General features: G+C 61.5%; 23 protein-coding genes. 11 read left to right on the forward strand and 12 right to left on the reverse strand.

Going from position 1 to position 24,442, the window contains the following annotated elements:
- Positions 1-186: 186 nt before the first annotated feature.
- On the forward strand, positions 187-852 hold the full coding sequence (locus tag AAA969_RS12310; RefSeq protein WP_338246351.1) for a transposase: 666 nt from the start codon (positions 187-189) through the stop codon (positions 850-852).
- A 271-nt stretch (positions 853-1,123) separates the two neighbouring features.
- On the opposite strand, the gene AAA969_RS12315 is transcribed toward AAA969_RS12310, so the two are convergent.
- From AAA969_RS12315 to gspG, 3 genes are all read right to left on the reverse strand, one after another.
- A complete protein-coding gene (locus tag AAA969_RS12315; protein ID WP_338246352.1) occupies positions 1,124-2,587 on the reverse strand; it encodes a hypothetical protein in 1,464 nt (487 codons plus the stop codon).
- A gap of 446 nt (positions 2,588-3,033) precedes the next feature.
- Positions 3,034-3,516 (reverse strand): type II secretion system protein, encoded by a 483-nt coding sequence (locus tag AAA969_RS12320; RefSeq protein WP_338246353.1) that lies wholly within the window; start codon positions 3,514-3,516, stop codon positions 3,034-3,036.
- Between the two features lie 9 nt (positions 3,517-3,525).
- Positions 3,526-4,005 carry a type II secretion system major pseudopilin GspG gene (gspG, locus tag AAA969_RS12325; protein WP_338246354.1) on the reverse strand — a complete coding sequence of 160 codons (480 nt, stop codon included), beginning with the start codon at positions 4,003-4,005 and terminating at the stop codon, positions 3,526-3,528.
- 376 nt (positions 4,006-4,381) lie between these two features.
- Here gspG and AAA969_RS12330 point away from each other — a divergent pair, with 376 nt between their 5' ends.
- From AAA969_RS12330 to AAA969_RS12365, 8 genes are all read left to right on the forward strand, one after another.
- A complete protein-coding gene (locus tag AAA969_RS12330; RefSeq protein ID WP_338246355.1) occupies positions 4,382-5,059 on the forward strand; it encodes a type II secretion system protein in 678 nt (225 codons plus the stop codon).
- Positions 5,056-6,108, forward strand: a complete 1,053-nt coding sequence (locus AAA969_RS12335) for a hypothetical protein (protein ID WP_338246356.1) — start codon at positions 5,056-5,058, stop codon at positions 6,106-6,108. The genes AAA969_RS12330 and AAA969_RS12335 overlap by 4 nt, the downstream gene beginning before the upstream one ends.
- Positions 6,062-7,171 carry a hypothetical protein gene (locus tag AAA969_RS12340; protein ID WP_338246357.1) on the forward strand — a complete coding sequence of 370 codons (1,110 nt, stop codon included), beginning with the start codon at positions 6,062-6,064 and terminating at the stop codon, positions 7,169-7,171. Before AAA969_RS12335 ends, AAA969_RS12340 begins: the two co-directional genes overlap by 47 nt.
- Positions 7,168-7,734 (forward strand): hypothetical protein, encoded by a 567-nt coding sequence (locus AAA969_RS12345; RefSeq protein WP_338246358.1) that lies wholly within the window; start codon positions 7,168-7,170, stop codon positions 7,732-7,734. The genes AAA969_RS12340 and AAA969_RS12345 overlap by 4 nt, the downstream gene beginning before the upstream one ends.
- Positions 7,731-8,240, forward strand: a complete 510-nt coding sequence (locus AAA969_RS12350) for a hypothetical protein (RefSeq protein WP_338246359.1) — start codon at positions 7,731-7,733, stop codon at positions 8,238-8,240. Before AAA969_RS12345 ends, AAA969_RS12350 begins: the two co-directional genes overlap by 4 nt.
- Before the next feature lie 188 nt (positions 8,241-8,428).
- Positions 8,429-10,366 carry a secretin N-terminal domain-containing protein gene (locus AAA969_RS12355; protein ID WP_338246360.1) on the forward strand — a complete coding sequence of 646 codons (1,938 nt, stop codon included), beginning with the start codon at positions 8,429-8,431 and terminating at the stop codon, positions 10,364-10,366.
- Between the two features lie 32 nt (positions 10,367-10,398).
- On the forward strand, positions 10,399-10,983 hold the full coding sequence (locus AAA969_RS12360; RefSeq protein ID WP_338246361.1) for a prepilin peptidase: 585 nt from the start codon (positions 10,399-10,401) through the stop codon (positions 10,981-10,983).
- Positions 10,984-10,990: 7 nt separating this feature from the next.
- Positions 10,991-11,416: a hypothetical protein gene (locus AAA969_RS12365; RefSeq protein WP_338246362.1), complete on the forward strand. Its 426-nt coding sequence runs from the start codon at positions 10,991-10,993 to the stop codon at positions 11,414-11,416.
- Positions 11,417-11,419: 3 nt separating this feature from the next.
- Here the strand turns inward: AAA969_RS12365 and AAA969_RS12370 are convergent, their stop codons facing one another.
- From AAA969_RS12370 to glmM, 7 genes are all read right to left on the reverse strand, one after another.
- Entirely contained in the window at positions 11,420-12,178 is a 759-nt protein-coding gene (locus AAA969_RS12370; RefSeq protein ID WP_338246363.1) for an FkbM family methyltransferase, read from the reverse strand.
- A 71-nt stretch (positions 12,179-12,249) separates the two neighbouring features.
- Positions 12,250-13,041, reverse strand: coding sequence for an ABC transporter ATP-binding protein (locus AAA969_RS12375; protein ID WP_297732626.1), 792 nt, complete (start codon positions 13,039-13,041; stop codon positions 12,250-12,252).
- A gap of 9 nt (positions 13,042-13,050) precedes the next feature.
- Positions 13,051-13,878: an ABC transporter permease gene (locus AAA969_RS12380; protein ID WP_338246364.1), complete on the reverse strand. Its 828-nt coding sequence runs from the start codon at positions 13,876-13,878 to the stop codon at positions 13,051-13,053.
- Positions 13,879-14,029: 151 nt separating this feature from the next.
- A complete protein-coding gene (gene glmS / locus AAA969_RS12385) occupies positions 14,030-15,853 on the reverse strand; it encodes a glutamine--fructose-6-phosphate transaminase (isomerizing) (RefSeq protein ID WP_338246365.1) in 1,824 nt (607 codons plus the stop codon).
- A 149-nt stretch (positions 15,854-16,002) separates the two neighbouring features.
- Positions 16,003-17,523 carry a phosphomannomutase/phosphoglucomutase gene (locus AAA969_RS12390; protein ID WP_338246366.1) on the reverse strand — a complete coding sequence of 507 codons (1,521 nt, stop codon included), beginning with the start codon at positions 17,521-17,523 and terminating at the stop codon, positions 16,003-16,005.
- A 129-nt stretch (positions 17,524-17,652) separates the two neighbouring features.
- Positions 17,653-18,963 carry a UDP-glucose dehydrogenase family protein gene (locus AAA969_RS12395; RefSeq protein ID WP_338246367.1) on the reverse strand — a complete coding sequence of 437 codons (1,311 nt, stop codon included), beginning with the start codon at positions 18,961-18,963 and terminating at the stop codon, positions 17,653-17,655.
- Positions 18,964-19,156: 193 nt separating this feature from the next.
- Entirely contained in the window at positions 19,157-20,506 is a 1,350-nt protein-coding gene (gene glmM, locus AAA969_RS12400) for a phosphoglucosamine mutase (RefSeq protein WP_338246368.1), read from the reverse strand.
- 129 nt (positions 20,507-20,635) lie between these two features.
- Here glmM and galU point away from each other — a divergent pair, with 129 nt between their 5' ends.
- Positions 20,636-21,508, forward strand: coding sequence for a UTP--glucose-1-phosphate uridylyltransferase GalU (galU, locus tag AAA969_RS12405; RefSeq protein ID WP_338246369.1), 873 nt, complete (start codon positions 20,636-20,638; stop codon positions 21,506-21,508).
- Between the two features lie 4 nt (positions 21,509-21,512).
- Here the strand turns inward: galU and AAA969_RS12410 are convergent, their stop codons facing one another.
- Positions 21,513-22,151, reverse strand: coding sequence for an NAD-dependent epimerase/dehydratase family protein (locus tag AAA969_RS12410; RefSeq protein WP_338246370.1), 639 nt, complete (start codon positions 22,149-22,151; stop codon positions 21,513-21,515).
- Positions 22,126-23,276 (reverse strand): IS3 family transposase gene (locus AAA969_RS12415; protein ID WP_425325005.1). Its coding sequence is split into 2 segments (ribosomal slippage): positions 22,126-23,018 and positions 23,018-23,276, totalling 1,152 coding nucleotides; the frame shifts between segments, so codons are not numbered across the junction. The genes AAA969_RS12410 and AAA969_RS12415 overlap by 26 nt, the downstream gene beginning before the upstream one ends.
- Before the next feature lie 270 nt (positions 23,277-23,546).
- Between AAA969_RS12415 and rfbA the strand changes: the two genes are divergently transcribed.
- Complete coding sequence (gene rfbA / locus AAA969_RS12420; RefSeq protein WP_338246372.1) at positions 23,547-24,422, forward strand: glucose-1-phosphate thymidylyltransferase RfbA; 876 nt, start codon at positions 23,547-23,549, stop codon at positions 24,420-24,422.
- Positions 24,423-24,442 lie beyond the last annotated feature (20 nt).

A 24,442-nucleotide genomic window follows, 5' to 3' on the forward strand; every position in this document is an offset into this window, starting at 1 on the left:
CGGGCTCCTGCCCGAAGTTAGACCGCGCCGCCGCCCGCGTGGCAAGCCCCGCCACTGACGCGCGGCCCGCAGGTAAACGAGATAATCGGTGACGATAGATGGTGACACGCACCATTTATCTTCCTCCCTTTTTTTCAAATACACGCTGATGTTGCACGGAACGATCTTTACCACTAACTTCAGGGCATGACTCGCCGCGCCCGTATCGTCCTGCCCGGTTTTCCGCATCATGTGACCCAGCGGGGAAACCGGCGTCAGCGGACCTTCTTTGGGGATGCGGACTATGCGCTGTACCGCGATCTGATGGCCTCGGCCTGCGCGGTGCACGGGGTGCGTTGCTGGGCCTGGTGCCTGATGCCCAATTATGTGCATCTCGTGCTGGAGCCGTCGCGGCCGGAGGCGCTCGCCAGGGCCGTCGGCCGCGCGCACTGGCGCTATACCCGGCACATCAATGCGCGCCAGGGCTGGACCGGGTTTTTATGGCAGGGCCGTTTTGCCTCCTGCGCGATGGACGAGGCGCATGCCCTGGCGGCGGTGCGCTATGTGGAGAACAATCCGGTCGCCGCGCGCCTGTGCGCACGGGCGCAGGATTGGGCGTGGTCGAGCGCGCGCTTTCATGTCGATCAGGGACGGCCCGACGGACTGACGCAGGCGGCGCCCTGGCTTGCGCGCATCCCCGACTGGCCGCGCTATCTCGCCGAGGGAACAAGCCCGCGCGAGGAGATCCTGCTGGGCGATTTCACGCAGACCGGCTATCCGCTCGGCGAAAAGTCCTGGATCGCGAATCTGGAGACCAAGTCCGCCACCCGCCTCCGTCCCGGAACGCCGGGACGTCCGCGCCGCGAGGGATAAATCGTGACGGGGAACGGTGATATGACGATAAACAGTGACACGTACCCTAGATAAACAGTGACACGTAGCCGTTTCGCGGAAATTTGTGCGTGTCACCATTTAGAGGGTGCGTGTCACCTGACGGGACGGGAAACGGCGAAACGTACCCGTTTCGCGGAAATGCGTGCGTGTCACCATTTAGAAAGAAATGCGTGCGTGTCACCATTTAGAAGAAGACAAAAAAGAAGGGCGGCCGAAGCCGCCCTTCCCATTTCGTAGAGCAGAGCCCGACTTAGTTGTCGAAGCCGGTGCCCGTCACGATACCGTTCTTAAGCAACAGGCGAGCGATTTCGCCAACACCCGCAGCAGCAGAGTCGTTGGTCACAACGTCGAAGCTGATATCGCCGTTCACGGCTTCCGTCGTGATGCCGAGAGCATTTGCAACGGCCGTCGAGTTAAAGCTGGCCGTCCAAGTGCTAGCTGCAACACCATCCGCAGCGATGGTCACGTCTGCGGCGTCCAGGCAAGCAGTGGCCGCGCCCGGAAGAGCATCGCTCGAGTTGGACACGGTAACGCGGATGCACTCGTCAGAGTCCTGCGCCAGATCTGTACGCAGACCCGTGATGCGGAAGTTCGACTGAGTACCACCCGACGAGCGCAGGTTGGTCCACGGGAACGAGTTCGCAGCGCCGTTCGGGCCAAGCGGAACGCGAACCCCTACGTTGTCGTCCAGTTCCAGTTCACCGACATTCGCAGCAGCAACGTCAGCCACGTCGTAGCTCGCCGCATCGGTGAACGCGACTTCAACTGTCGGCGTCTGAACCGTAATCGTGGTGAGCGGATCGCCATCGTCGGCGATGTCGATCAGGTCTGAACCAGCGACCATCGCGTCGACGTTTGCGGTCGAGAGCGCGCAGGTGAACTCGTTATCAGCCGGAGCGACGCCTTGGGCGCAGGCCACGTCACCGCCGCCAGCTTTGTACGTTACCGAGCCAATGCCATCGGCGCCAGACGGGAACGTCACCGTGATCACACCACCGGTCGACGCGGTTGCAAAACCAGCGACCGGAGTAGCAAGATCCTCACGCACACCCACCGGCAGAGCAGCCAAGCTGATCGAACCGATCTCACCCGTTCCCAGCAGGTCGTCGCCGATCGCGTCGAACAAGCCCGAACTAGCAGCACCAGCCGCGATGGTGAAGTTGTAGGCCTGCGTGAAGCTCAGCAGACTTTCGATTTCCGCCGCACCAGTATAGCCACCCGCATCAGCGATCGGCGTGAAAGTCACGGTGACGGAAACGTCCTGACCAAGCGTCGTCACGGACAGCGGCAGGGTGAGGAAGCCGTCATCGGCGCTACCGAGTACACCCAGAGCGGCATCGCAAAGGTTGATCTGGTTTTGGTTGACAAAACGCACCGAAGTGCCACCCGCACCACCGCCGAGAGAAGGCGCCCCAAAACTGCAATCCGTGTCGGTCGCAGCGTTCCACGCATTTGCCGGAACGATGCCCGAGAACGTTGCGTTGGTCAGCGCCACATCGACCTGGACCTGACCGCCGGCACCCATGGCAGCAAAAACGCCATCGAGAGTCATATCAAGAACCACGTCGCCCGAGAGGGCACCCGTACGTTCGCTCATGACGGTCTGGCCGATAAAATCGCCAGCGACGGCATCAACGGACACAGTCTGAGCGCTTGCAGCCCCGGCAATAAGAGCCACTGCGGCAGCGCCGCTAAGAAGTTGAACCAGTTTCATAGGGAAATCCCCTCTTTCCTACACAATTTAGTCATGGCCATGACAGCAGCCACGACGGTTATCAAACGATCCAGGTCTAGGCTTAGTAGACAGGGCGCTTGCCGTAGCGTCACACCCAGACCTCCCCTATGGACCTTTCGCGCCCGAGAACCCCCGTGACGCTCGGGGAGAAGAAAGCCCATCACCACCGGGGTGTCAACTGTAAATCGGGCGAGAAAAAGGCATTCAATGGCGGGTGCTGCGCATTCAACACAGTCTTGTTATATATTCGACAAACAACTGGTTTTGCACGCGGTTCATAGGCCGTTGGGGGGCCGAACCCGCGGTTAACCGGCCTTAATCAACTGTCCATATGTGGCCCAAAAGCCATGATCGCGCGCAGCGGCGACCCGTGAAGTGTCCAAGCCGAGGTGTGCAGCCTGTGATCGCCATCACACTTGCCCGTTTCAAACCCGGAAATTCGCGCGGCAGGCCGGAGCCTGCAGGATGCGCTCCCAGATGCGGTCACGGGGCGAGGCGATGCGGATGCGGGCTGCAGCGCAGGCACCGGAGGGATGGACGCGCCAGGGTTCGAGCCATTCTGCGGTCCAGCCGTCCGGCATGTCCGCGCCCGCGGCCGTGATCAGACCGGCTGGATAATCGGCGGCTTGGCCGGCGAGGCGCGCGGTCGTGCGCTCTTCGAGGATCCAGGCATTGAGAGCGGCGAAGGCCTGGCGCACCTGGTGTCGCTCATACATGGCGGACATGGAGGGGATGGACATGGCGACGGCGAGGGCCAGGATCGCCATGGCTATGAGGACTTCAAGAAGACTGTAACCGGATTGCCCTGCGCAAGGCCGGCGCCGCTGGCGCGAAGGATTGCAGCCGACCTTGCGCGGGCCTTGATGACGTGGACACGGATAAGCGGGGATCGCGCGATCAGGTCTCACCCGCCTGCCCTAGCCGACATCGCCGCCGGACGGGGTGGCACGGCGCGGGTCGATATCGGCATTGAGCCCCTCACCGCCCGTCGCGGCGTCGGCTCCGAGACTGATGACGCGGCCGCGGCGGGAGAGGTCCTCCGTGGCCTCGTATTGATAGGGCGTGCCCCAGGGGTCCTGCGGCAGGCCGCCATCCATATAGGGACCGTTCCAGCTGGCGCCGACATCGGCGCTGGGCGCAACCAGCAGCAGCAGGCCCTCGTCCTGGCTGGGATAGCGGCCGAGGTCGAGCCGCATGGTATCGAGCGCGGTCTCGACCATGCGGATCTGGGTGAGGGCCGCGGCCTGTTTGGAACTGTCGAGCTGGCCGAACAGGCGCGGCGCCACCAGGGCGGCCAGGGTGGCGATGATGGCCACGGCGATCAGGACTTCCATCAGGGAATAGCCGGCCTGCATATGCAGGCGCTGTTTCGCTGGCCCGTTCGCTGGCCCGTTCACTGGCCCGCTCTCTGGCCCGCTCTCTGGCCCGGAAAAGAGGTTCGATATCCGGTTTGAGACCCGTTTTGCAATCCGCATTGATACCCGCATGGCCAATCCTGTCACACTGTCACACATCAATTTTGTCACACATCAATTTTGTCACACATCAATTTTGTCACACATCAATTTTGTCACACATCAATTTTGATACCCGATCCGGCTTTTCCAAACCTGATCCGGAGCTTGCAAGATCAGGTCATACGTCCCGATCACCGATCAGGTCCAGACCCGATCCCTAACATGGACAAGCGAGCCCGGTAAAACCCGCCATGCTTGCTGGACCGACCAAATCGGCGTGGTTATACCATGCAGCCTGGCTTCATCCTAGGACGTAATGACCCGCGGATTCACCCTTCTGGAAACCCTGATCGCTCTGGTGATCGCCTCGATCACGTCGCTGGTTCTGTTGCAGTCGATCATGGCCGTGGCGCGCGGCACGGCGGGGATTGACATCGCGCTCGCCGGGGCGCTGGAGACCGAGTTCTCGCGGGAAGCGGTCAGCGACGCCCTGGCAGCCTCCGTCGCTGATTATCTGGACTCACCGGGTGCCTATACAGGCAGCACGACGCGCATTTCCGGCACGACACGGCGCCCGGTACTGACGCCGCATGGCTTGCCGACGCGGTTCGTCCTGACCCTGCAGCCGGAGGCGGGTGGCACCGCGCTGGTTTATCAGGAAGTCGGGCAACCGGCCGGTGACGGCAATGAACGCACCGGGCCACGCGAAGACAGCACGCTCACAAACGGGATCGTGGCGATGCGATTCGACGCGCAAGACCTCGAATTTCGCTTCGCCTATCAGTCCCTCTCGCGGCTCTATGATCGCGAACCGGCCGAAGCCCTCGACGCTTGGCCACCGGAGGCCGGTTTTGATCCCTGGTATGATTATTATCGCCCCCCACCGACACTTGTCATGATCGTCGATGCCGAAGATCAGGTCTTGTGGGCGATCACATCGACAGGCTGGAATGCACCGCCGATACGGGGCCGCGACCTGGAGGAGATCTTGTGAGCGAGGTCCGCAGGCGGATATCGCGCCGGGCGCGTCGCGGCTATGTCTTCCCGCTGGCGCTGTGGACGATTGCCGTTATCGCGCTCCTGCTCGGTGCCGCCTATACGGTGATGAGTGCCGCCAATTCGGTCTTCGCCCGGATCAGCGCGCGCGAGGAATCCCTGGCCGATTTCGAGGCCGCGGAGACAGATATCCTGCGCCTTCTGCTGACCGAACCCATGGGGCTGTCCTCCGTGCGCGTTGGCGGGACGCGCGATCCGGATCCGATCAGTGGCGGCTTCGGGATTGGCGGCGAGCCCCTCTCGGCGACCGGCACGCCCTATCTTCATGCCGGTGCCCATGGTCCGGTCGTGGTGCGTCTGGTCGGTACGAACGGGCTGGTCAATCTTGGCGATGATCCCGGCCCGGCGTCGCAGGCGCTATTGCTGGCGCTCGGCCTGGAGCGGGCTGATGCACAAAGACTGGCGGCACGCCTGGTCGACTTTATCGACGAGGATGACCGGCGCTTGCTGGGCGGCGCCGAGGCCGCCGATTATCCGGCTGGCCGGACGCCCCGCAATGCCCCGCTGTCCGCCGCCTCGGACGCGTGCGGCGCGCTGGGCTGGCGTGAAGAGGTGGATTGGTGCGCCGATCCGCGCCTGATGGATCTGTTTGCCTTCGCCGGCGGCCAGTCGGCCATGGGCGCGCGCCTGGTGCCGGAATACCTGTTGCGCCAGCTGGTCGGCGGTGATGTGCGCCAGCTCGACCGCGCCATGGAGGCGCTGGAGGATCGCGACCGGCTGGTGCGGTATGAGGATTTCGGAATTGACGGGCTGGAAGGTCTCGATCCCTTCAATGACAATTCCGCCCTGCCCGGGCCCAGCTTTCTGATCATCACCCATCGTCCCGACGCCGAATACATACAGTTGACGCGGATCGACCTGACGCTCGCAAACCTGTACAAACCCTATGAGATTGCGTTTTCGTATGTTGTGGGCGGATCGATTGTCGAGGGGGCGTTCCATGTCGAAGAGGCCGACGCGCTTGATGAACTTCCTCAAGCCGGTTGACCGCCGCGTGTCCGCCGCCGGCCTGGCGCCGCGCCCGGCTGGTGCGCTGGCGCGCGCGATTCTGGCCGGCGAACGCCATGTCGTCAGCCGCGCCCTGCTTCATTTTGAACGCATTGAAAGACCGGCCGGACGGGTCGATGACCGGGTGCGCCGCGCCGTCGAACTGGCGGCCCGCAATCGGGCGCCCTTCGCCGATCCCGGCCTCTTCATCGTCTGGGGTCGTCGCCATGCCGCGGCCTGGTCCTGGGACCGCGCCCTGCTGACCCGCCTGGGTGTGCCGGAGACCGCCTGGATCGTGCCGGAGCCCGCCATCACCGCGCAAGGTGACGGACAGGTCGATGGCCAGGCTGACAGTCACTGGGGTGACGGGTTCCGCCTGCGCGAATTGCAGGACGGATATGAAGGCCAGCTGAAACGCGAAGGCGAATTATTCGCCAGCCGCTTCTGGTCGCGCCAGCCGAGCCAGGCCGAGATTGATATCTTCGTGCGCAGTTGCGCCGCGCCGGCCTCCGATGCTGACAGTGCGCCGATCTCCGCCGCCGACAGGATGCAGGACCAGGCCCGCAGCTGGGCCACTCGCCTGACACCGTTGCACGCCGCCCTCGCCGCGCTGCTCCTGGTCGGCGCCCCCCTGCTGCACGCCGCCGGCACACAGGCCCGGCTGTCCTATGATCTGCATACGGCCCGGTCCGCCCTGGGCAGCGTCGTCGCCGAGAGCTCGGCCCAGTTCGATGCGCTGCAGGCCTACCAGGCCAGCACGGCCCGGCTGGACGAATACCGGTCCGCGCTCGATCTCGTTCACCCGCTCATCCCGGTGACCGATCTCGCCGAAGCCGCCCAGGCCGTCGACGGCCGACTGGAAAGCTTTGCCATCACGCCGGGCCGGGTCGACGCGGTCGTCGCCGCCGGATCCGATGTCGACCCGGCCGAGATTGTCCGCCGTCTGGAAAGCGCGCCCTCGCTCGCCAATGTCGGGATCCAGCGGGCCCGCACGCAAGGCCAATGGGAGGTTCAGGCCGACCTTGTCGCGCCGTCCGAGACCCAGGCGGAGACCCCGGCATGAGCCTTTTGTCGACAACCTTGCAACGCGCGTCCGACAGCCTGACCGTCCGGGCCAGGCTCGGCCTGATCGTGCTTGTGGCCCTGGCGGGCATTGTGGCCGCGATGGATCTGAGTGCCCGCAACACGCGCCTGGTCCAGCAATTGGCCACGGTCCGCACCGAACTTGCCGGGCGGGAAGCCGCCCTGGAACAGCGCGACTGGAACACCGTCCTGGAAGCAGCGCGAGCCGAGGTGGACGCCGCGGAATCGCGCTTTTGGCGCGGCGCGACGACCGGCCTGGCCAGCGCCCAGATCCTGGGTGCGGTGGAGAATGCCGCGCGGGTCTCCCGGCTTGCCACGCCCCGGGTGTCCGTACTGCGCAGCGAACCCCTGTCCGGCGGGGCGGTCCTGTTCGAGGTTGAGATGACCGCCCGCAGCAATGGCGGCGGCTTCGCCACATTCCTGGAAGCTGTCACCCAGGCCGAAGGCGATCTGCGACCGGCGGAGGTGGTGTGGGGTGGTCGCAACCGGCCGGTCACCATCCGCCTGATCGCACCCGCTATCATCGAAGGAGGGGCGTCATGATGTCCCTCATGCAGCTGAGATTTGGCGCCGCGGGGCTGGCCTGCGCGCTGGCTGCTGCCGCCGGCCTCCTGCTGCCACCGTCCCCGACAGCCGCGCGCCTGACCGGTCAGTCCCGCGCCCTCAACCCGCTTGACGGTCCGGACGGCGCCGATGTCGAGACACTGGTTCAGCGCCTGGGTCAGACCAATTTGTTTCCTGCCGCCCAAACCCTCGCCGCGCTCAATGGGGACGCGATTGACCCCGATGCCCCGGACCCTGCGGCCTCGGACGGTCTGGCCGCGGCCATTGCCGCGCGCCTGCCCGACATCCGCGCCCTCGTGCGGCGCGAATCCGAGTGGCGGATCCATGCGTCAGGTGAGGCGAACCTGGTCGACATCTTCGTGCCCGGCGAGGAACTATTTGACGGCTGGATGATTGCCGAGATAAGCCCGAGAACGCTCTTGCTGGAGCGGCACGGGGAAATCCGGACAATCGATGTATTTGTACCTAACAATGTAGGGCAGTGATGACTCATTTCAGGACAATCACCCTCAGCTCGATGGGTTTTCTCCTCCTTTCAGGGTGTTCGACTGCCGCATTCTCCCCGGACTCCCACCTGAATCCGGTCTTTGGGGATCGCCGCGCCGAACTTGAAAGGCAAGTCGCCGCAAGCGCAGCGGATACAGAAGCCAGCGCCGGGGCCGACACGCCTGACATGTCTGAACTGGTCACCACACGGCGGATCGTGCCGGGTAGTTCCAGCGGCATCGCCGGTGCCGGCGCGCTCAGCGCAACATTGTCTCCCGCCGGTCCCGCGATCAATGCCACCCTGCCTGCGCAACCGCTTCCAGCCTTTATCGACACGGCGCTGGGCGAAATCCTCGGCGTGCCCTACGCGCTCGGTCCCGGTGTTGCCGACCGCGACGACATCGTCGCCTTGCGCAGCGTCCGGGATATGGAGCCAGACACCTTCCTTGGCCTGTTCGGCGCCGCACTCGCCGAGTACGGCCTTGCCATCGAGGTCCAGGACGGGATGGCGCTTGTCGTCGAACGCAGCGACCTGCGCAGCAATATGCCGCAAATCATCCGCGCCCGCGCCCGCGCCGGCGTGTCAGCGCCATTGCGCCCCGTGATCCAGTTTGTGGAGTTCGATTATTCGGACGCCGCGGAAATGGACGCCATCCTGCGTCAGGCCTTTCCCGATCAACAGGAATTGTCGATCCAGGTCCGACGAGACATCAATTCCATGTCCCTCACGGGCTTGTCGGACCGCGTGGATGCCGCCATGCAGCTGATCGGCCAACTCGACCAGGCGCGCTTTGCCGGCGCCGCCGCCGTGACGCTCTCACCGCGCAATTGGGACGCTTCCGAGCTGGCACAAGCGCTCGTCGATATCCTCTCCCTGGAGGGCTATCAGGTCGGGCTCGGCACGCGCCAGGTTCGGCCCCTGTCCATGCTTGCCCTGGACCAGACCAACCAGATCCTGGTCTTCGCCCATAATGACGACACGCTGGCGCATCTGATCGCGACGGCGCGTCGGTTGGAAGACGCGGCCGAGCGTGAAGACGGGGCCCGTTCCTACGTCTACCAGGTGCAAAACACTGACGCCGAAGAGCTCGCCGGCGTTCTGCGCACCGTACTGGGCGAGGCTTCACGCCAGACAAGCGGCCCCGAGACGGAGGCGGGCGGGGACCGGAATGCGTCCGGCGGATCGCTCAACTCCCGCCTGGCAGTCGACACTTTCGGCAACCGGCTCATTTTCACCGGTTCGCGGAATGAGTACGACGATCTCACCCGTCTGCTGCAACAACTGGACACACCTGTCGCGGAAGTCCTTGTCGAGGTAACCATCGCCGAAGTGGTGTTCAGTGACAGCACGCGTTTCGGCCTGGAATTCTTTCTAAATACACTGGGCGGGGATGTGCAGATCGGTACCCAGGACGCGCTTGGCCTGTCGAGCGGCGGGCTCTCCGCTGTTGTCCGGTCCGGGCAAGTCGACATCGAAGCGGCGGCCAATGCGAGCAATTCTGCGGTCAACATCCTGTCCACGCCTCGTGTCGTCGCGCGCTCGGGCGAGTCCGCAGAAGTGCAAGTGGGTACCGATGTACCCATCATCACGTCCCAACGAGCGGCCAACACCCAGGATTCCGGCTCCACCGATATCCTGCAGTCGATCCAGTACCGATCAACCGGCGTGCTCCTGACTGTCGAACCGCGGGTGTTCAGCAGTAACCGGATCGACCTCGCCATCACGCAGGAAGTCAGTTCGGCCGATGAGAACCCCAATCAGGCCATCGGCAGTCCCATCATTTCCAATCGCAGGATGACCTCGTCGATTACCCTGCAGGATGGCCAAACGGCTGTGCTGGGTGGATTGATCAGCGAAACGGTCAATCGCGGCTCCACTGGCGTGCCACTGCTCCAGGACATCCCCCTGCTCGGCAATCTCTTCAAAACCGAAACCTTCAGCAATGACCAACGTGTGCTGCTGGTTCTCGTGACACCCTTTATCCTGAACGACCGAACAGATCGGCAAAGGATCGTCGATGCCTTCCGCGGCGAAATCAATGACGCTTTCGTATCCAGGATCGGTGCGGGCCAAACATTCTTGCAGCATGAACGTCCGATGCAGGTGAGCACGCCCGACGAGTGATGTCGGATGCGGCAAGCCTCGCTTACTGTCTCATGGCCGGATTGAGCGCCGGCCTGGCGACTTTGGCATTTGGACCCGCCGCCTTGATCTGGCGTCGCCGCCGGCGGCGATTCGCGCTTAGAGCGCCGCTGCTGGCTGCGATATTGCTGGCTGGTAGCTATGCTGGCCTCTCAGGCAGCCTTTCAGACAGCCTTCTCTTCGCGCTGGCCTGCGGCGCCGGCGCGGCGGCGGCATCACTCGACCTTACCGTCCGGCGTGTGCATGATGTGAACTCCCTCATCATCGCCGCAACCGGATTGGCGGCAGCCTCGCTCGATGGAAGCTGGTTGAGTGCCATCCCTGCAGCGATTGGTTCAGCCGCGATCCTTGGTTTGGCCGGTGCATTGACATCAGCCGCCAAGGCCGGAGCAACGCTCGGCCTTGGGGATATACTCTTTGCGGCCGCCTGTGGCCTCTGGATCGAACCCGGCCACCTGCCTTCCGCCCTTCTGGCCGCGGTCGCCGCAACGCTCGTGCTGGCACGCCCATGGCGATCATCGTCCCCGACGCGGATCGCGTTTGTACCAGGTCTGGGGCTAGGCTACGGTGCGGCAGCTTTGTTTGCAGGACTGGCTTGAGCTCGCCGTGACGTCGAAAACCAAAAATCTGCGACGCGGGTTCAGCGTGATCGAAGCCTTGGCGGCGGTCGCATTGCTGGCACTCGCCCTCGCACCACTCTACTCAATGCTTCAGCAGATCACATCGGCCACGCTGCGTATTGAGCGGTTTGTGGAGGCTCGGGAGGTCAATGGCACCGTCTCAAGCCTGGTTCAGTCAGGAATGGGCGTGCCCGAAGAAATCCAAGGATGGTACGTAACGGTAACAATGAATGAGCCCGGCAGCGAAGAAGCGGTCGATGGCTATCTTGGTGGTCAGTACTTCACGCTTCTGACGGAAAATTACACCGTCACGCTTAGAAAAAATGAATATACATTCGAGCGGCGGCACTCGCGGATTGCATTGAATCCGATATACGATTCAGAAGAAGAAGCCATATTCAGCAACATGTGACTATTATTTGAATATCTTGTACTTATCTTTATCGAAGTCGTTATCTGTAATTGTGTCGAACAACTCTGAGTGCGATTTATTATTAAGAAATATTACATCAACCTGCCACAATGCTTCGTCAAAATAGCACGGCTCGACAATATCAAATATACTGAAACCCTCCGCGGTTAAACGCGCAACCACCTCAGCCAGATTGGCTTGGGTCACCTCAACAACGATAACCGCGCAACTCGACAGGAAACTACGCGCCCCGTCGAGCACGCTGACCTCGTTGCCGTCGGTATCGATTTTCAGCAGACAATTCCGTACCGGCCCGAATTTGGCAGCCACTGAATCGAGTGCGACGACTTCGATGGCACGCGCCTCGCGCCCACCCTCAGCCAGATCGACATGGGCACTGGAATTCAACGAGCCCGCTTCTCCCAGGATGCGCATCGTCGCGACACTATCCCCGCTCCCAACGGCCTTCTGGAAAAGGGTGAAGTCCAGCCCGGCATAGACGCGCTCGATAGCATCCCTGCACTCGTCGACTGGTTCAAAGAGGTAATGATGCACACGCGGGAAATGATCGATCAGCTCCGAGGTCCCGTGGAGGACTCCAACGTCAACGACAGCATCGACCCGCACGCCCCTGCGCTTCAGCACCCTGAATGCCTCAAGCTTCTTGGGCGATCGGGTCTGTGTGGAAAGCCCCAGCCGCCGACCGAGCTGACGGACGAAATCGACCAGTTTCTCTCGGGCATTGGGAATATTGGCAGTCACTTGCGACAAGCTCCGGCGGGATTCAATTCTGCGATAAAGACAATACCGCCACAGCCCTGATTGTCCTGCACTTATTCCTGTGCAGCCGTCTGGCTCTTGCCGCTCGCTTCATAGGCGGCCAGAACATCATCTATCGGCGCGTCCATTCTGACACGCCCGTCATGCAGCCAAAGGCCGCGCGTGCAATTCGCCTGCAACAGGCTCGCACTATGGGACGCGAGGACCAAAATTCCAGCACGACCGACAAAGGTGGACATACGTTCACTGGCCGCTTTGCGAAACTTGGCATCGCCCGCCGACAGCCACTCGTCCAGAATGAGGACGTCCGGTTCAAATGCGGTCGCAATCGCAAAATTCAACCGCATCCGCATACCGGCCGAGTATGTGTCCACCGGCAGATCGATAAACTCGCCCAGACCTGCAAAGGCAGCAATCTCTGCCCGTCGCGCTTCGACCTCTGACCGTTTTCGCCCTGATGCCAATCCCCGCAAGGTGATGTTCTGATTGCCCGTCGCCTCGCTGCGCATGCCCAGATTAATGTTCACGAGACTCGTTGTTCGCCCCTCGACCGTGACGAAACCTTCTTCCGGCGGATAAATGCCCGCAAGCACTTGCAGGAGTGTCGTCTTGCCGGACCCATTGGCACCGACAAGGCCTATCCGTTCGCCCTGCTCGACTTCAAAGGACACGCCATCCAGAGCGCGGACACCCTTTATGTAGCCGCGCTTGTCCCGCACCAGTCGCTGGGTTCCACCAAAATCCTCCCCGGCATCCAGCGGAGCAGTCTGGGTATCAAGCGAACTGCGCGCGCGATTGAACAGCGGGTAGGTGACCGCGAGGTCTTGGACGAGAATGTGAGACATCAGCGGAACTTACAACCAATAGGGCAAACGGCGGCGGAAAACGGCGGCACACAGTGCTGCCGCCAGCCAGATCGCAAACGTGACGCCAATCACAACAGCCCAGCTGGTCATTCTTGGCATCTCCCCCAAAAGCGGTGCGCGAAAGATCTCAACATAGTGTGTGAGCGGGTTCAGGTCAGCCGCAAACGCCCGGGCACCATCAAGACCTTCGCGCACCCAGAGGATCGGCGTGACAAAGATCAACAGGCGCGTAATGGACGTCACCAGATGGCCTACATCCTCATAACGCGCAGAGATAAGTCCTAACAGGTACTGAACCGCGACAGCATTCACGACATAGAGCACAAGAGTCGGAACAACGAGCAGCGTCAGCAGACCAGGCACCCAGCCGGACCAGATCATGAGCGGAATGACCACCACCATCTGTAGCGCAAAAATCAAGAGTGACCTGAACAGGCTCCGGTAGACGTGTACGGAATATGGCAGGGACAAAGCCTTGATCCACACATGGGACGAGGTGAAGACCTGACAGCCGTCAATGAAGTTTCCAGAGATGAAAATGAAGGCCGCATAACCGAGCGCCACATAAACAATGAAGCTTTCAAGTTCCCGACCCGACAGGGCCGAGAAGAAGAATGATACCCCACCGACGAACATCAGGAATGACAGGATAATCCAGGAAACGCCGAGCATGCTGCGGCGATAGCGCTGCTGAATCTCATCCCAAGCGAAAGTCCGCCATAATTCGACCATTGCCAGGCCGGCCCACAGATCCTTCACGAAGCCGAGGACACCACTGGCAGCGTGAAGGTCATACCGTCTCGACTGAATGTTCATGGGTTTTCGCTGCAGAGGTGTGGCTGTGGGGAGATCATCGCTGGCCTAAATGACACGCTCCGGGATGTCCATCGTGTTCGAAGGGACACCGAGTCAATTACACACCGAACCTCCTCCTGTTCGCAGGCGCGCCGGCACATCGCCTTGCCACTCACTCGACCGTTACCGATTTGGCGAGGTTTCTCGGTTGGTCCACGTCTGTGCCTTTGAGCGCTGCGATGTGATAAGCGAGCAGCTGGAGCGGGATGGCAGTAAGGATCGGCCGAACAAATTCCGGACTGTCCGGCATGACGACAAGTTCTGCTGCGGCACCGTTCGCCTCCTCTGCACCGCGCGCATCAGTGATCAGGATCACCTCACCCCCGCGAGCAGCCACCTCCTGGATATTGGAAAGGATTTTGGGGAATAGCGCATCATGCGGCGCGGTGACAACAACTGTCATGCCTTCCTCCACCAGCGCAATCGGCCCGTGCTTGAGCTCCCCTGCGGCATAGCCCTCCGCGTGTATGTAGCTGATTTCCTTTAGCTTCAACGCGCCTTCGAGAGCCAGGGGGTGATTCACGCCGCGGCCTAAATACAGGACTTCTCGCGCCGAGGTCAGACGGTGGGCGATCTGCTCGATCTTCGGCTCTATCGCCAGTACCGCATTGATCTGACGCGGCACCTCGAGCAAGGTCCGCACGAAAGCCTGCTCTGATGCCTCGTCAATGACGCCACGCGCCCGCCCCGCTCCGATCGACATGCAGGCCAGAGCCGCCAGCTGCGCCGTAAAGGCTTTTGTAGACGCAACACCGATTTCCGGACCCGCATCCGTCAAGGCGACAACATCCGCCTCGCGGACCATCGACGATTCCGCGACATTGACCACTGCCAGAGTCGGTGCGCCAACACTCTTGCAATACCGCAAGGCCGCGAGCGTGTCGGCGGTTTCACCGGATTGCGAAACGAAGAGCGCAGCATCATTCTTCGAAATAACGGGCTCTCGGTATCGAAACTCTGAAGCGACGTCGATCTCGACCGCGAGGCGAGCATGGCGCTCGAACCAGAACTTCGCGATCGCGGACGCATAGAAAGCGGTTCCGCACGCGGTCGCGACCAGCCGACCCGTCCGGGCCCAATCCAGCAAGTCTCCCGTCCGGACCCGACCGGTACCGATGTCCAGATGACGCGATATCGTGCGCGCAACCGCATCCGGCTGCTCATGGATCTCCTTTTCCATGAAGTGACGATACGCACCCTTGTCCGCAAAGCCTGCGACGGTATGGGAAATTTGCACCGGACGAACGATTTCGTTGCCTTGAGCCGTGAAGACTCTGGCGCCTTGAGCGGTCACAATCGCCCGATCACCCTCTTCCAGATAAATCACTCGATTGGTCCATCCGGCCAGCGCCTGGGAATCCGAACCGATAAACCCCTCACCATCGCCGAGACCGACGACCAATGGACTGCCGGCCCGCGCCACCCAGATGGCTCCCGGTTCGTCTGCATAGATCGCCGCGACGGAAAAGGCGCCACGCAGTTGGTTGACCGTTTCTTTGAACGCTCCGCCCATCGTCAACCCGGCATTGAGGCGTGAGGTGATGAGATGTGCAATCACTTCCGAATCTGTTTGGCTCTCAAACGTGAACCCCTCGGCTATAAGAGATTCGCGGAGCGACATGTAATTCTCAATGATACCGTTATGGATTATCGCCACACGGCCGGATGCGTGCGGATGGGCATTCGCCTCGGTTGGCGCGCCATGGGTAGCCCAACGGGTGTGGGCAATACCTACTGGGCCTTCGAGCGGTGCGCCCGATATACAGGCTTCCAGCGCCGCGATCTTGCCGGGCGTCCGTCGCCGCTCCAGCGCGCCTAGCTCAGAAACAACAGCCACACCAGCTGAGTCATAGCCTCGATACTCCAGTCGCCGAAGACCATCGACAAGTCGCTTCACAACCTGACCGGATCCGACGATTCCAACGATCCCGCACATTCCTGGCTCCTGATAGGCAGCAGGCCGCACCCTGCCGCATGTCGATCGATTTTAGCTGAATCGGCAGCACGGACCGCGAACTTGTCGAGTGCGCACACAGACAACAATTGCTGTAGCAGGTTACAGACCCAACGAGCCTCGCGCGACACCTAAATCTGTTGGTCGAAAGCGCCGACTTCCGGGTGTTTCGCCAGCTCTGCCTGAATCTCTGAAAAGATGGCTTTTACATCGCCCGCACAAGATGGGCTTTCCACAACCACGACAAGGTTCGGCGTGTTTGAGGATGCCCGCACCAAGCCCCAGGCGCCCCCGTCCAGCGTAAAGCGAACGCCATTCACCGTATTGATGTCCACAACGCGCCGTCCGGAGAGCATATCCCCGGCCTCAACCTTGGCCTTGAACGCCGCGACCACGTTCTCCACCACCTCGTACTTCACTTCATCCGCGCAGGCCGGCGACATGGTCGGCGAGCCGTAGCTGAGCGGGAGGGCGCGGCGCAGATCCGCCATCGACTTGTCCGGATTGCGATCCAGCATCTGCAGGACGGCGCGGGCCGCGACCAGGCCGTCATCATAGCCCCGGCCGATCGGCGGCTGCAGGAAGAAGTGGCCGGATTTTTCGAAGCCGGCCAGGGCGCCCAATTCCTTGGACCGGCTTTTGATGTAGGAGTGCCCGGTCTTGTAATAGTCGGTCTTGCAGCCATGCTCGGTCAGGATCGGGTCGATCGTGAACAGGCCGGTTGATTTCACATCCACCACGAAGGTAGAGCCGGGGTGCAGTGGCGCGAGATCGCGGGCCAGCATCAGGCCTATCTTGTCGGCGAAGATCTCTTCGCCCTCATTGTCGATCACACCACAGCGGTCGCCGTCGCCATCGAAACCAAGCCCGACATCGGCGCCATGCTCGAGCACCGCATCGCGCATGGCGTGCAGCATCTTCATGTCTTCCGGGTTGGGATTGTAGCGCGGGAAGCTGTGGTCGAGCTCGCAATCCATCTCGATCACCTCGACACCCATCGCCCGCAGCGCTTGCGGGGCGAAGGCCCCGGCTGTGCCATTGCCGCAGGCGGCGACAACCTTGAGAGGCCGCTTGATGGTGACGCCGTCCGCGACATCGGCGAGATAGCGCTCGGCCACGCCAACCTGGCGGACATAGCCACCGCCGCTGCGGGTCCGGGCGTCGCCGCCCAGCACGATGGCCTTGAGCCGGCTCATTTCATCGGGGCCGAAGGTGAGCGGACGATCGGCCCCCATCTTCACGCCGGTCCAGCCATTCGAGTTATGGCTGGCCGTCACCATGGCGACACAGGGGATATCGAGATCAAATTGCGCGAAATAGGCCACCGGCGACAGGGCGAGACCGATATCGTGGACTTCAACGCCGGCCGCCATGAGGCCGACTTCAAGGGCCTGTTTGACGCTGAGCGAGTAACTGCGGAAGTCGTGACCGACGACGATTTTCGGATCGACCCCCAGCTCGTGGATCAGGGTGCCCAGACCCATGCCGAGCATCTGGACTCCGTAAAGGTTCAGATCAGGCGCCTGATCCGAACCGGGATGCCCGAACCACCAGCGCGCATCATACTCGCGAAAGCCCGTCGGCTTGATCAGCGCTTCGTTTTCAAAGGCCCGGGAATTGGCCTGCAGGCTGGCATGGGGCTTGGTTGTCATGGGAACACCGTTTCTCGTGCAACAGCTTCTTGTGTATCAGGTTTTGTGCAACAGGTTCGTGTGTGACAGGTTCGCGGGTAACAGGCCGGGTGATACGCACGCCCCCGCGCCGGACCCGCCCGCTCGTCGTCAGCCATCGGGTCGTCCGACACTGGTATAGGCAAAGCCGGCATTGGTGGCTTCTTCCAGCGTGTAGATATTGCGCAGATCGACGAGAACCGGCGCTTTCATGGTCGACTTCAGCCGCTTCATGTCAAGCGCCCGGAACTCGTTCCACTCGGTGATGATCACCAGAACATCGGCCCCTTCCGCACAAAAGTACGGGCCGGAAACGAATTCGACATTCGGGAGGAGTTTCTCGGCTTCGACGGCGCCGGCGGGATCAAAGGCCCGCACGATGGCGCCGGCCTTTTGCAGGGCCGGGATGATCTCGAGGCTCGGGGCATCGCGCATATCGTCGGTATTCGGCTTGAAGGTCACACCCAGCACAGCCACCGTCTTGCCCTTCACATCACCGCCACACGCCGCAATCACCTTGCTGGCCATGGCCCGCTTGCGGGCATCATTGACCTCGACCACCGTCTCGATCAGGCGCAAGGGCGCATCGTATTCCTGGGCCGTGCGGGTCAGGGCGAGCGTATCCTTGGGGAAACAGGAGCCACCATAGCCCGGTCCGGCATGCAGGAATTTGCCGCCGATCCGGTTGTCGAGGCCGACACCCTTGGCGACTTCCTGGACATTGGCGCCGACCTTTTCGCACAAATCCGCGATCTCGTTGATGAAGGTGATCTTCATCGCGAGGAAGGCGTTGGCCGCATACTTGATCAGTTCGGAGGTCCGACGTGACGTGAACACGATGGGCGTTTCGTTGAGGAAAAGCGGACGGTAAAGCTCGTTCATCGCCGTCCGGGCGCGATCATCATCGGTCCCGACGACGACGCGGTCCGGCCGCTTGAAGTCGTCGATAGCGGCGCCTTCGCGAAGGAATTCCGGGTTGGAGACAACGGCGAAGTCCGCGTCCGGACGGGTCTCGCGAATGATGCGCTCGACTTCGTCACCGGTTCCGACCGGGACGGTCGACTTGGTCACGACCACCGTGTAGCCGTCCATGACCTCAGCGATTTCCTTGGCGGCTGCATAGACGTAGCTGAGATCGGCAAAACCGTCGCCGCGTCGCGATGGTGTTCCGACCGCGATGAAGACCGCATCGGCGCCCTTGACCGCGTCTTCAAGGTCCTGGGTAAAGGACAGGCGACCCTCGCGGACATTGCGCATCACCAGCATGTCGAGACCGGGTTCATAAATCGGTATGCCGCCGGAATTCAGGGTCTCGACCTTGTCGGCGTCCTTGTCGACACAGACAACCTCGTGCCCGAAATCAGCGAAACAAGCCCCTGACACCAGCCCGACATAGCCGATTCCGATCATCGCGACACGCATGGCAAAATACTCCCGAATTCACTCGCATCGGTATCGCCGACGGTGCCGCTTGGTGCAAGGAGAGATTGCCGCGCCTCCGCGTCTTGTCGGGTTTTTCGCCGTCCTGCGCGCGCCCCGTTCTCGTTTTAACCGGTGGATCGATCGCAGGCTGCCCGCTCTACGCACCTGCAGAACCGCCGCCATGCCCTCGACATCAGGACGCAGCGGCCGTTTCGATCGCGCTGCGCACATCATTGACAACAGACCGGATCAGGCGTTGCTCCCCTTCCGCCATGACCCGAATAACGGGTTCGGTTCCGGATGCCCGCACCAGCAATCGCCCCGAGCTCCCGAGGCGGGTTTCCGCTTCGGCTATTGCGCTTCGAACCTGGTCCGTGTCCAGCGGTGCCTTGCCCTTGGCGACGCGAACATTCTCCAGCAATTGAGGGGCCGGCTTGAAGACATTGAGCAACTCGCTGGCCCGCTTGCCGCTCTCGCCCAAAACGCGCAGCACTTGAAGCGCGGCGATCAAGCCATCGCCTGTCGGCGCAAAGTCCGGCATCACAATATGACCGGACGCCTCTCCGCCGAGATTGATTCCGGTCTCGCGCATGCGCTCGGACACGTATCGATCACCAACCTGCGTTCGCTCCAGCGCAATACCCCGCCCGGCCAGATGGCGTTCCAATCCCAGATTCGACATGACGGTCGCCACAATGGCGGGGTGGCGCAGCTCGCCAGCATCCTGCCAATGGCCCGCCAGCAAGCCCAGAATCTGGTCGCCATCAATGACCCGGCCCCGCTCATCGCACAAAACGACACGGTCGCCATCGCCGTCCAGGGCAATGCCGAGATCGGCGCGGAACTTCACGACTTCCTTTGACAGGCGCGCGGGGGCTGTTGACCCGCACTCTTCATTGACGTTGAAACCATTGGGTTCGACCCCGATCGGGATGACATCAGCACCCAGCTCCCACAGCACCGTCGGCGCGACCTTGTAGCCGGCGCCATTCGCGCAATCGACGACCAAGCGGAGATTGGACAGGCGCTGGGATCGCGGGAAGGACGACTTCACGATTTCAACATAGCGAGCCTGGGCATCATCGACCCGCTTGGCACGCCCCAGATCGGCCGGGGCCGCGAGTTCTTCTGACAGAGACCCGTCCATCAAGGCCTCGATCTCGAGCTCGGTCCTGTCGTCCAGCTTGCGGCCGTTCGGACCGAACAACTTGATACCATTGTCATGATAGGGGTTGTGGGACGCCGTGATCATGACGCCGAGATCCGCGCGCAGGGACCGCGTCATCAGTGCGACGGCGGGCGTTGGCAGCGGGCCAAACTGGAAGACATCCATGCCGACAGAGGTGAACCCCGCCACAAGCGCGCTCTCGATCATATAGCCGGACAAGCGCGTATCCTTGCCGATCACGACCGAGTGGCGCCCCGAGTGTCGGACGAAATATTTGCCCGCCGCCATGCCGAGGCGCAGCGCGGTTTCCGCCGTCATCGGAAAGCTGTTGGTCAGCCCCCGCACACCATCGGTACCGAAATATTTCTTGCCCATGCCGTCACCCGATCCGTCAATCTGATCCGGTATATAGGAAGGATCTGCTAAATCGAAGTGAACGGGCAAGCTGGACGATGCGGAAGTGATCGGCTACCCGTCTTGACCGATCAGCAGAGGGGCAATCACATGAAACGCGTTCGCAAAGCTGTACTGCCGGTCGCCGGATTCGGAACGCGGGTCCTTCCCGCAACCAAAACCATCCCCAAGGAAATGCTGCCGATTTTCGATCGCCCGGCAATCCAGTATGTGGTCGATGAAGCCCTTGCCGCGGGGATCGAACACTTCGTGTTCGTGACCGGCAGGAACAAAGGCGCCATCGAAGATTATTTCGATACCGCCTATGAGCTTGAAGCAAGCCTGGAGGCCAAGGGCAAGACCGAGATCCTCGCTGAAATCGCTGACACCAAGCCCGTGCCCGGCTCGATGAGTTTCGTCCGCCAGCAGGCACCGCTCGGCCTCGGCCACGCCATCTGGTGCGCCCGCGACATTATTGGCGACGAGCCATTCGCCATTCTTTTGCCGGATGTCCTGATCCAGGCCGAGCCGAGCTGTCTCGCGCAGATGATCGAGGTTTTCAACGAGACCGGCGGCAATGTGATCGCGGTCGAACAAGTCCCCGCCGACGAGGTCAACAAGTACGGAATTATTGATCCCGAATCGCGCGAGGGAAATCGCATCCGTATGCGCGGCATGGTCGAAAAGCCGACGATAGACGCCGCACCGTCAAATCTGTCGATTACTGGCCGCTACATCCTGCAGGGGGACGTTTTCGAATACCTTGCTGATCAGGCCGCAGGCGCCGGTGGCGAGATTCAGCTGACCGATGCGATGGCTCGACTGATGGCGGACCAAGATTTCCATGCGGTGGAGTACGAAGGTACATCCTATGACTGCGGAAGCAAGCTCGGGTATCTTCGTGCCTCGGTCGCTTATGCCCTTTCTCATGATGAGCTTGGGGACGGTGCCAGCGAAATTGTCCGGTCCCTGCTGCCATCGTAACGCATCAGATCTCGGATCCAGCGAGCCCCCAAGCGACCCGGTGAAACTCCCAGGCGTGGCGAACAATGTCCTCAATGCCCGCGAATTGCGGTTCAAAATTCAAAAGCTCATGCGCCAGAGTGACATCCGCATAGAGCTCTGCCGGATCGCCGGCGCGGCGCGGATACTCGTCGTAGGGCACCTTCATGCCGGTAACTTTCGCGACTGCCTCGAGTACTTCGCGCACGGTTACGCCCTGCCCAGTTCCAATATTACAGGCAAATCCACCGCTATGCGTCATTAGCCTGTCAAGCGCTGCCAGGTGCGCTGCGGCAAGGTCCATGACGTGGATATAGTCCCGCAAGCAGCTCCCGTCGCGTGTATCGTAATCGGTTCCGAACAATTTCATTGGACCGCCGATTCCCGCCGCCGCCTTTAAGGCGTTTGGAATAAGGTGGGTCTCCGGATCGTGTTCTTCACCGATTTCGCCATCTGGGCTAGCGCCAGCAGCGTTGAAATAACGAAGCGCCGCATATCGCAACCCCTCGGCCCTCGAAACATCAGCGAGCATTCGCTCGACCGCAAGCTTCGTTCGACCATACACATTGATTGTGACCTCCGACCTTCCGGTCCCTCGTTTATTTCGAGAGTCTGAGCCTTTCATATTCCATGGTTTGAGGTGTGGCGAGCGTGCCGGGAGCGGAGCCCCCGGATAGCTCGAGCGACCGGCACGCTGCGGGCGTCAGCCCGCCCAGTGATGAGTGAGGCCGGTGGTGGTTGTAGTCATGCCGCCATCGCGCCAGCGCCTTGCGGGCGTGGGCGAGGCTGTCGAAGACCTCCTCATTGAGGCATTCGTCCCTCAGCTTGCCGTTGAACGACTCCACGAAGCCGTTCTGCTGGGGCTTGCCCGGCGCGATATAGTGCCAGGCGATGCCGGTCTGGTTTTGCCATTCCAGGATCGCCCGGCTGGTCAGTTCCGTGCCGTTGTCAGACACGATGGTTTCCGGCTTGCCATAGAGCCGGATGCAACGATCCAGCTCGCGCACCACGCGTGCACCTGACAGCGATGTATCTGCCACCAGGGCCAGGCATTCGCGCGTATGGTCATCGATCACATTGAGCATGCGGAAGCGACGGGCTGCACCGAACACGTCCGCCACGAAGTCCAGGCTCCAGCGCTTGGTAGGCCCGGCGGGAACCGGCATCGGCTCTCGCGTCCCCGTGGCCCGCTTGCGCCCACGGCGGCGCTTCACCGCCAAGCCTTCTTCCTTGTAGAGCCGCCGCAGCTTCTTGTGGTTCATGGTGAGGCCTTCACGTTCCAGCATCAGCCCGATCCGCCGATAGCCGAAGCGCCGACGCACCGCCGCGATCTCACGCATGCGCGCACGCACCTGCGGATTATCCGGTGTCGCTTCTCGTCGCACCGTCTTCGGATCGACGCTGACCAGACGGCAGGCCCGGCGCTGGGATATCTCGTAGCTCTCGATCACCTGCAGCGCAGCGTCCCGCTTCATCCAGGGCGTCGTCAAGGCTTTCCCAGCAGGTCTTTCAGGATCGAGTTGTCCAGCATACTGTCCGCCAGCAGCTTCTTGAGCCGCGTGTTCTCGGTCTCGAGCACCTTCAGCCGACGGGCGTCGGACACGTCCATCCCGCCGAACTTGGCCTTCCACTTGTAAAACGTCGCCGAGCTGACACCGTGACGCCGGCACACCTCCACCGTCGCCATGCCGCGCTCCTGTTCCGCCAGGATCGCAATGATCTGTTCTTCCGAAAATTTGCTCTTGCGCATCGTCTGTCTCCCATACGACAGACTCTCAATTCAAATGCGGGACCAAACAGGGCTCAGGTCACTCCCAATTGACGAGGTGCATAGCGTTTCCGTATGAATAAGCAACGGTCCGGTCGACTTTTCCGGAGTGGGAATGGAAAAAATTCATACGCGTGTCGAGCATGATTTCGACAGACCTGCGTCAGAATCCCGCTTTCCGCAGCCACGCTGCTTCTCAATGAAGCGATAGCGCAATACGGTCCCGCTAGAGTTCAAGCGGAGGAAACTGGCGTGAAAGGTATTGTGCTTGCGGGAGGTAGCGGGACGCGCTTGGGACCGCTGACTGTCTCCACTTCGAAACAGCTACTTCCAGTCTACGACAAGCCCATGATCTACTACCCGCTTTCCGCTTTGATGCTAGCAGGAATCCGGCAAGTGGAGATCATCACCACGCCGCGGGATGAGGCGGATTTCCGGAAGCTGCTCGGCGATGGATCACAGCTTGGAATGAAGCTGAGCTACGTCGTCCAGACTGCACCACGCGGCATCGCCGACGCTTTCATCCTGTGCCGAGATTTCATTGGCGACTCCCCGGTAACCTTGATCCTGGGCGATAACTTGTTCTACGGACATGGCCTGTCCGAGCTTCTTCACCAATCCGTCTCCGGCTCGATTGCTGGCGCGACGATCTTCTCGTATCACGTTAACAATCCCCGGAGATATGGCGTTGTTTCCGTTGACAAATCCGGACGAGCAACCGCGCTGGTCGAGAAACCACAAATGCCCAAGTCGAACCTCGCTGTGACCGGCTTGTATGTCTATGACAACACTGTTGTTGACCGTGTCCGGGTACTTTCGCCTTCCGCGCGCAACGAACTTGAAATCACGGACCTCAACAAGCTCTACCTTCAGGATGGATCCCTGCGGGTGGTTCCGCTTGGGCGCGGCGTCGCCTGGCTTGACACCGGTACGGCTCAGTCCCTGCTCGAGGCCTCGGAATTCGTACGCTCGCTGCAGCGTCGACAAGGTCTGCAGATAGCCTGCATTGAGGAAATCGCCTACCGCCAAGGCTGGATCGGTAGCGCCGACCTCGATCGCGCTGCCAAGAGTTTTGAATCATGTGACTACGGTAAGTATCTTGATCGCCTTCCGAGAGTCTCGGAGTGATTGAGCGACAACTCCTGCCG

Source organism: Maricaulis maris (assembly GCF_036322705.1).
Lineage (GTDB): Bacteria > Pseudomonadota > Alphaproteobacteria > Caulobacterales > Maricaulaceae > Maricaulis > Maricaulis maris_B.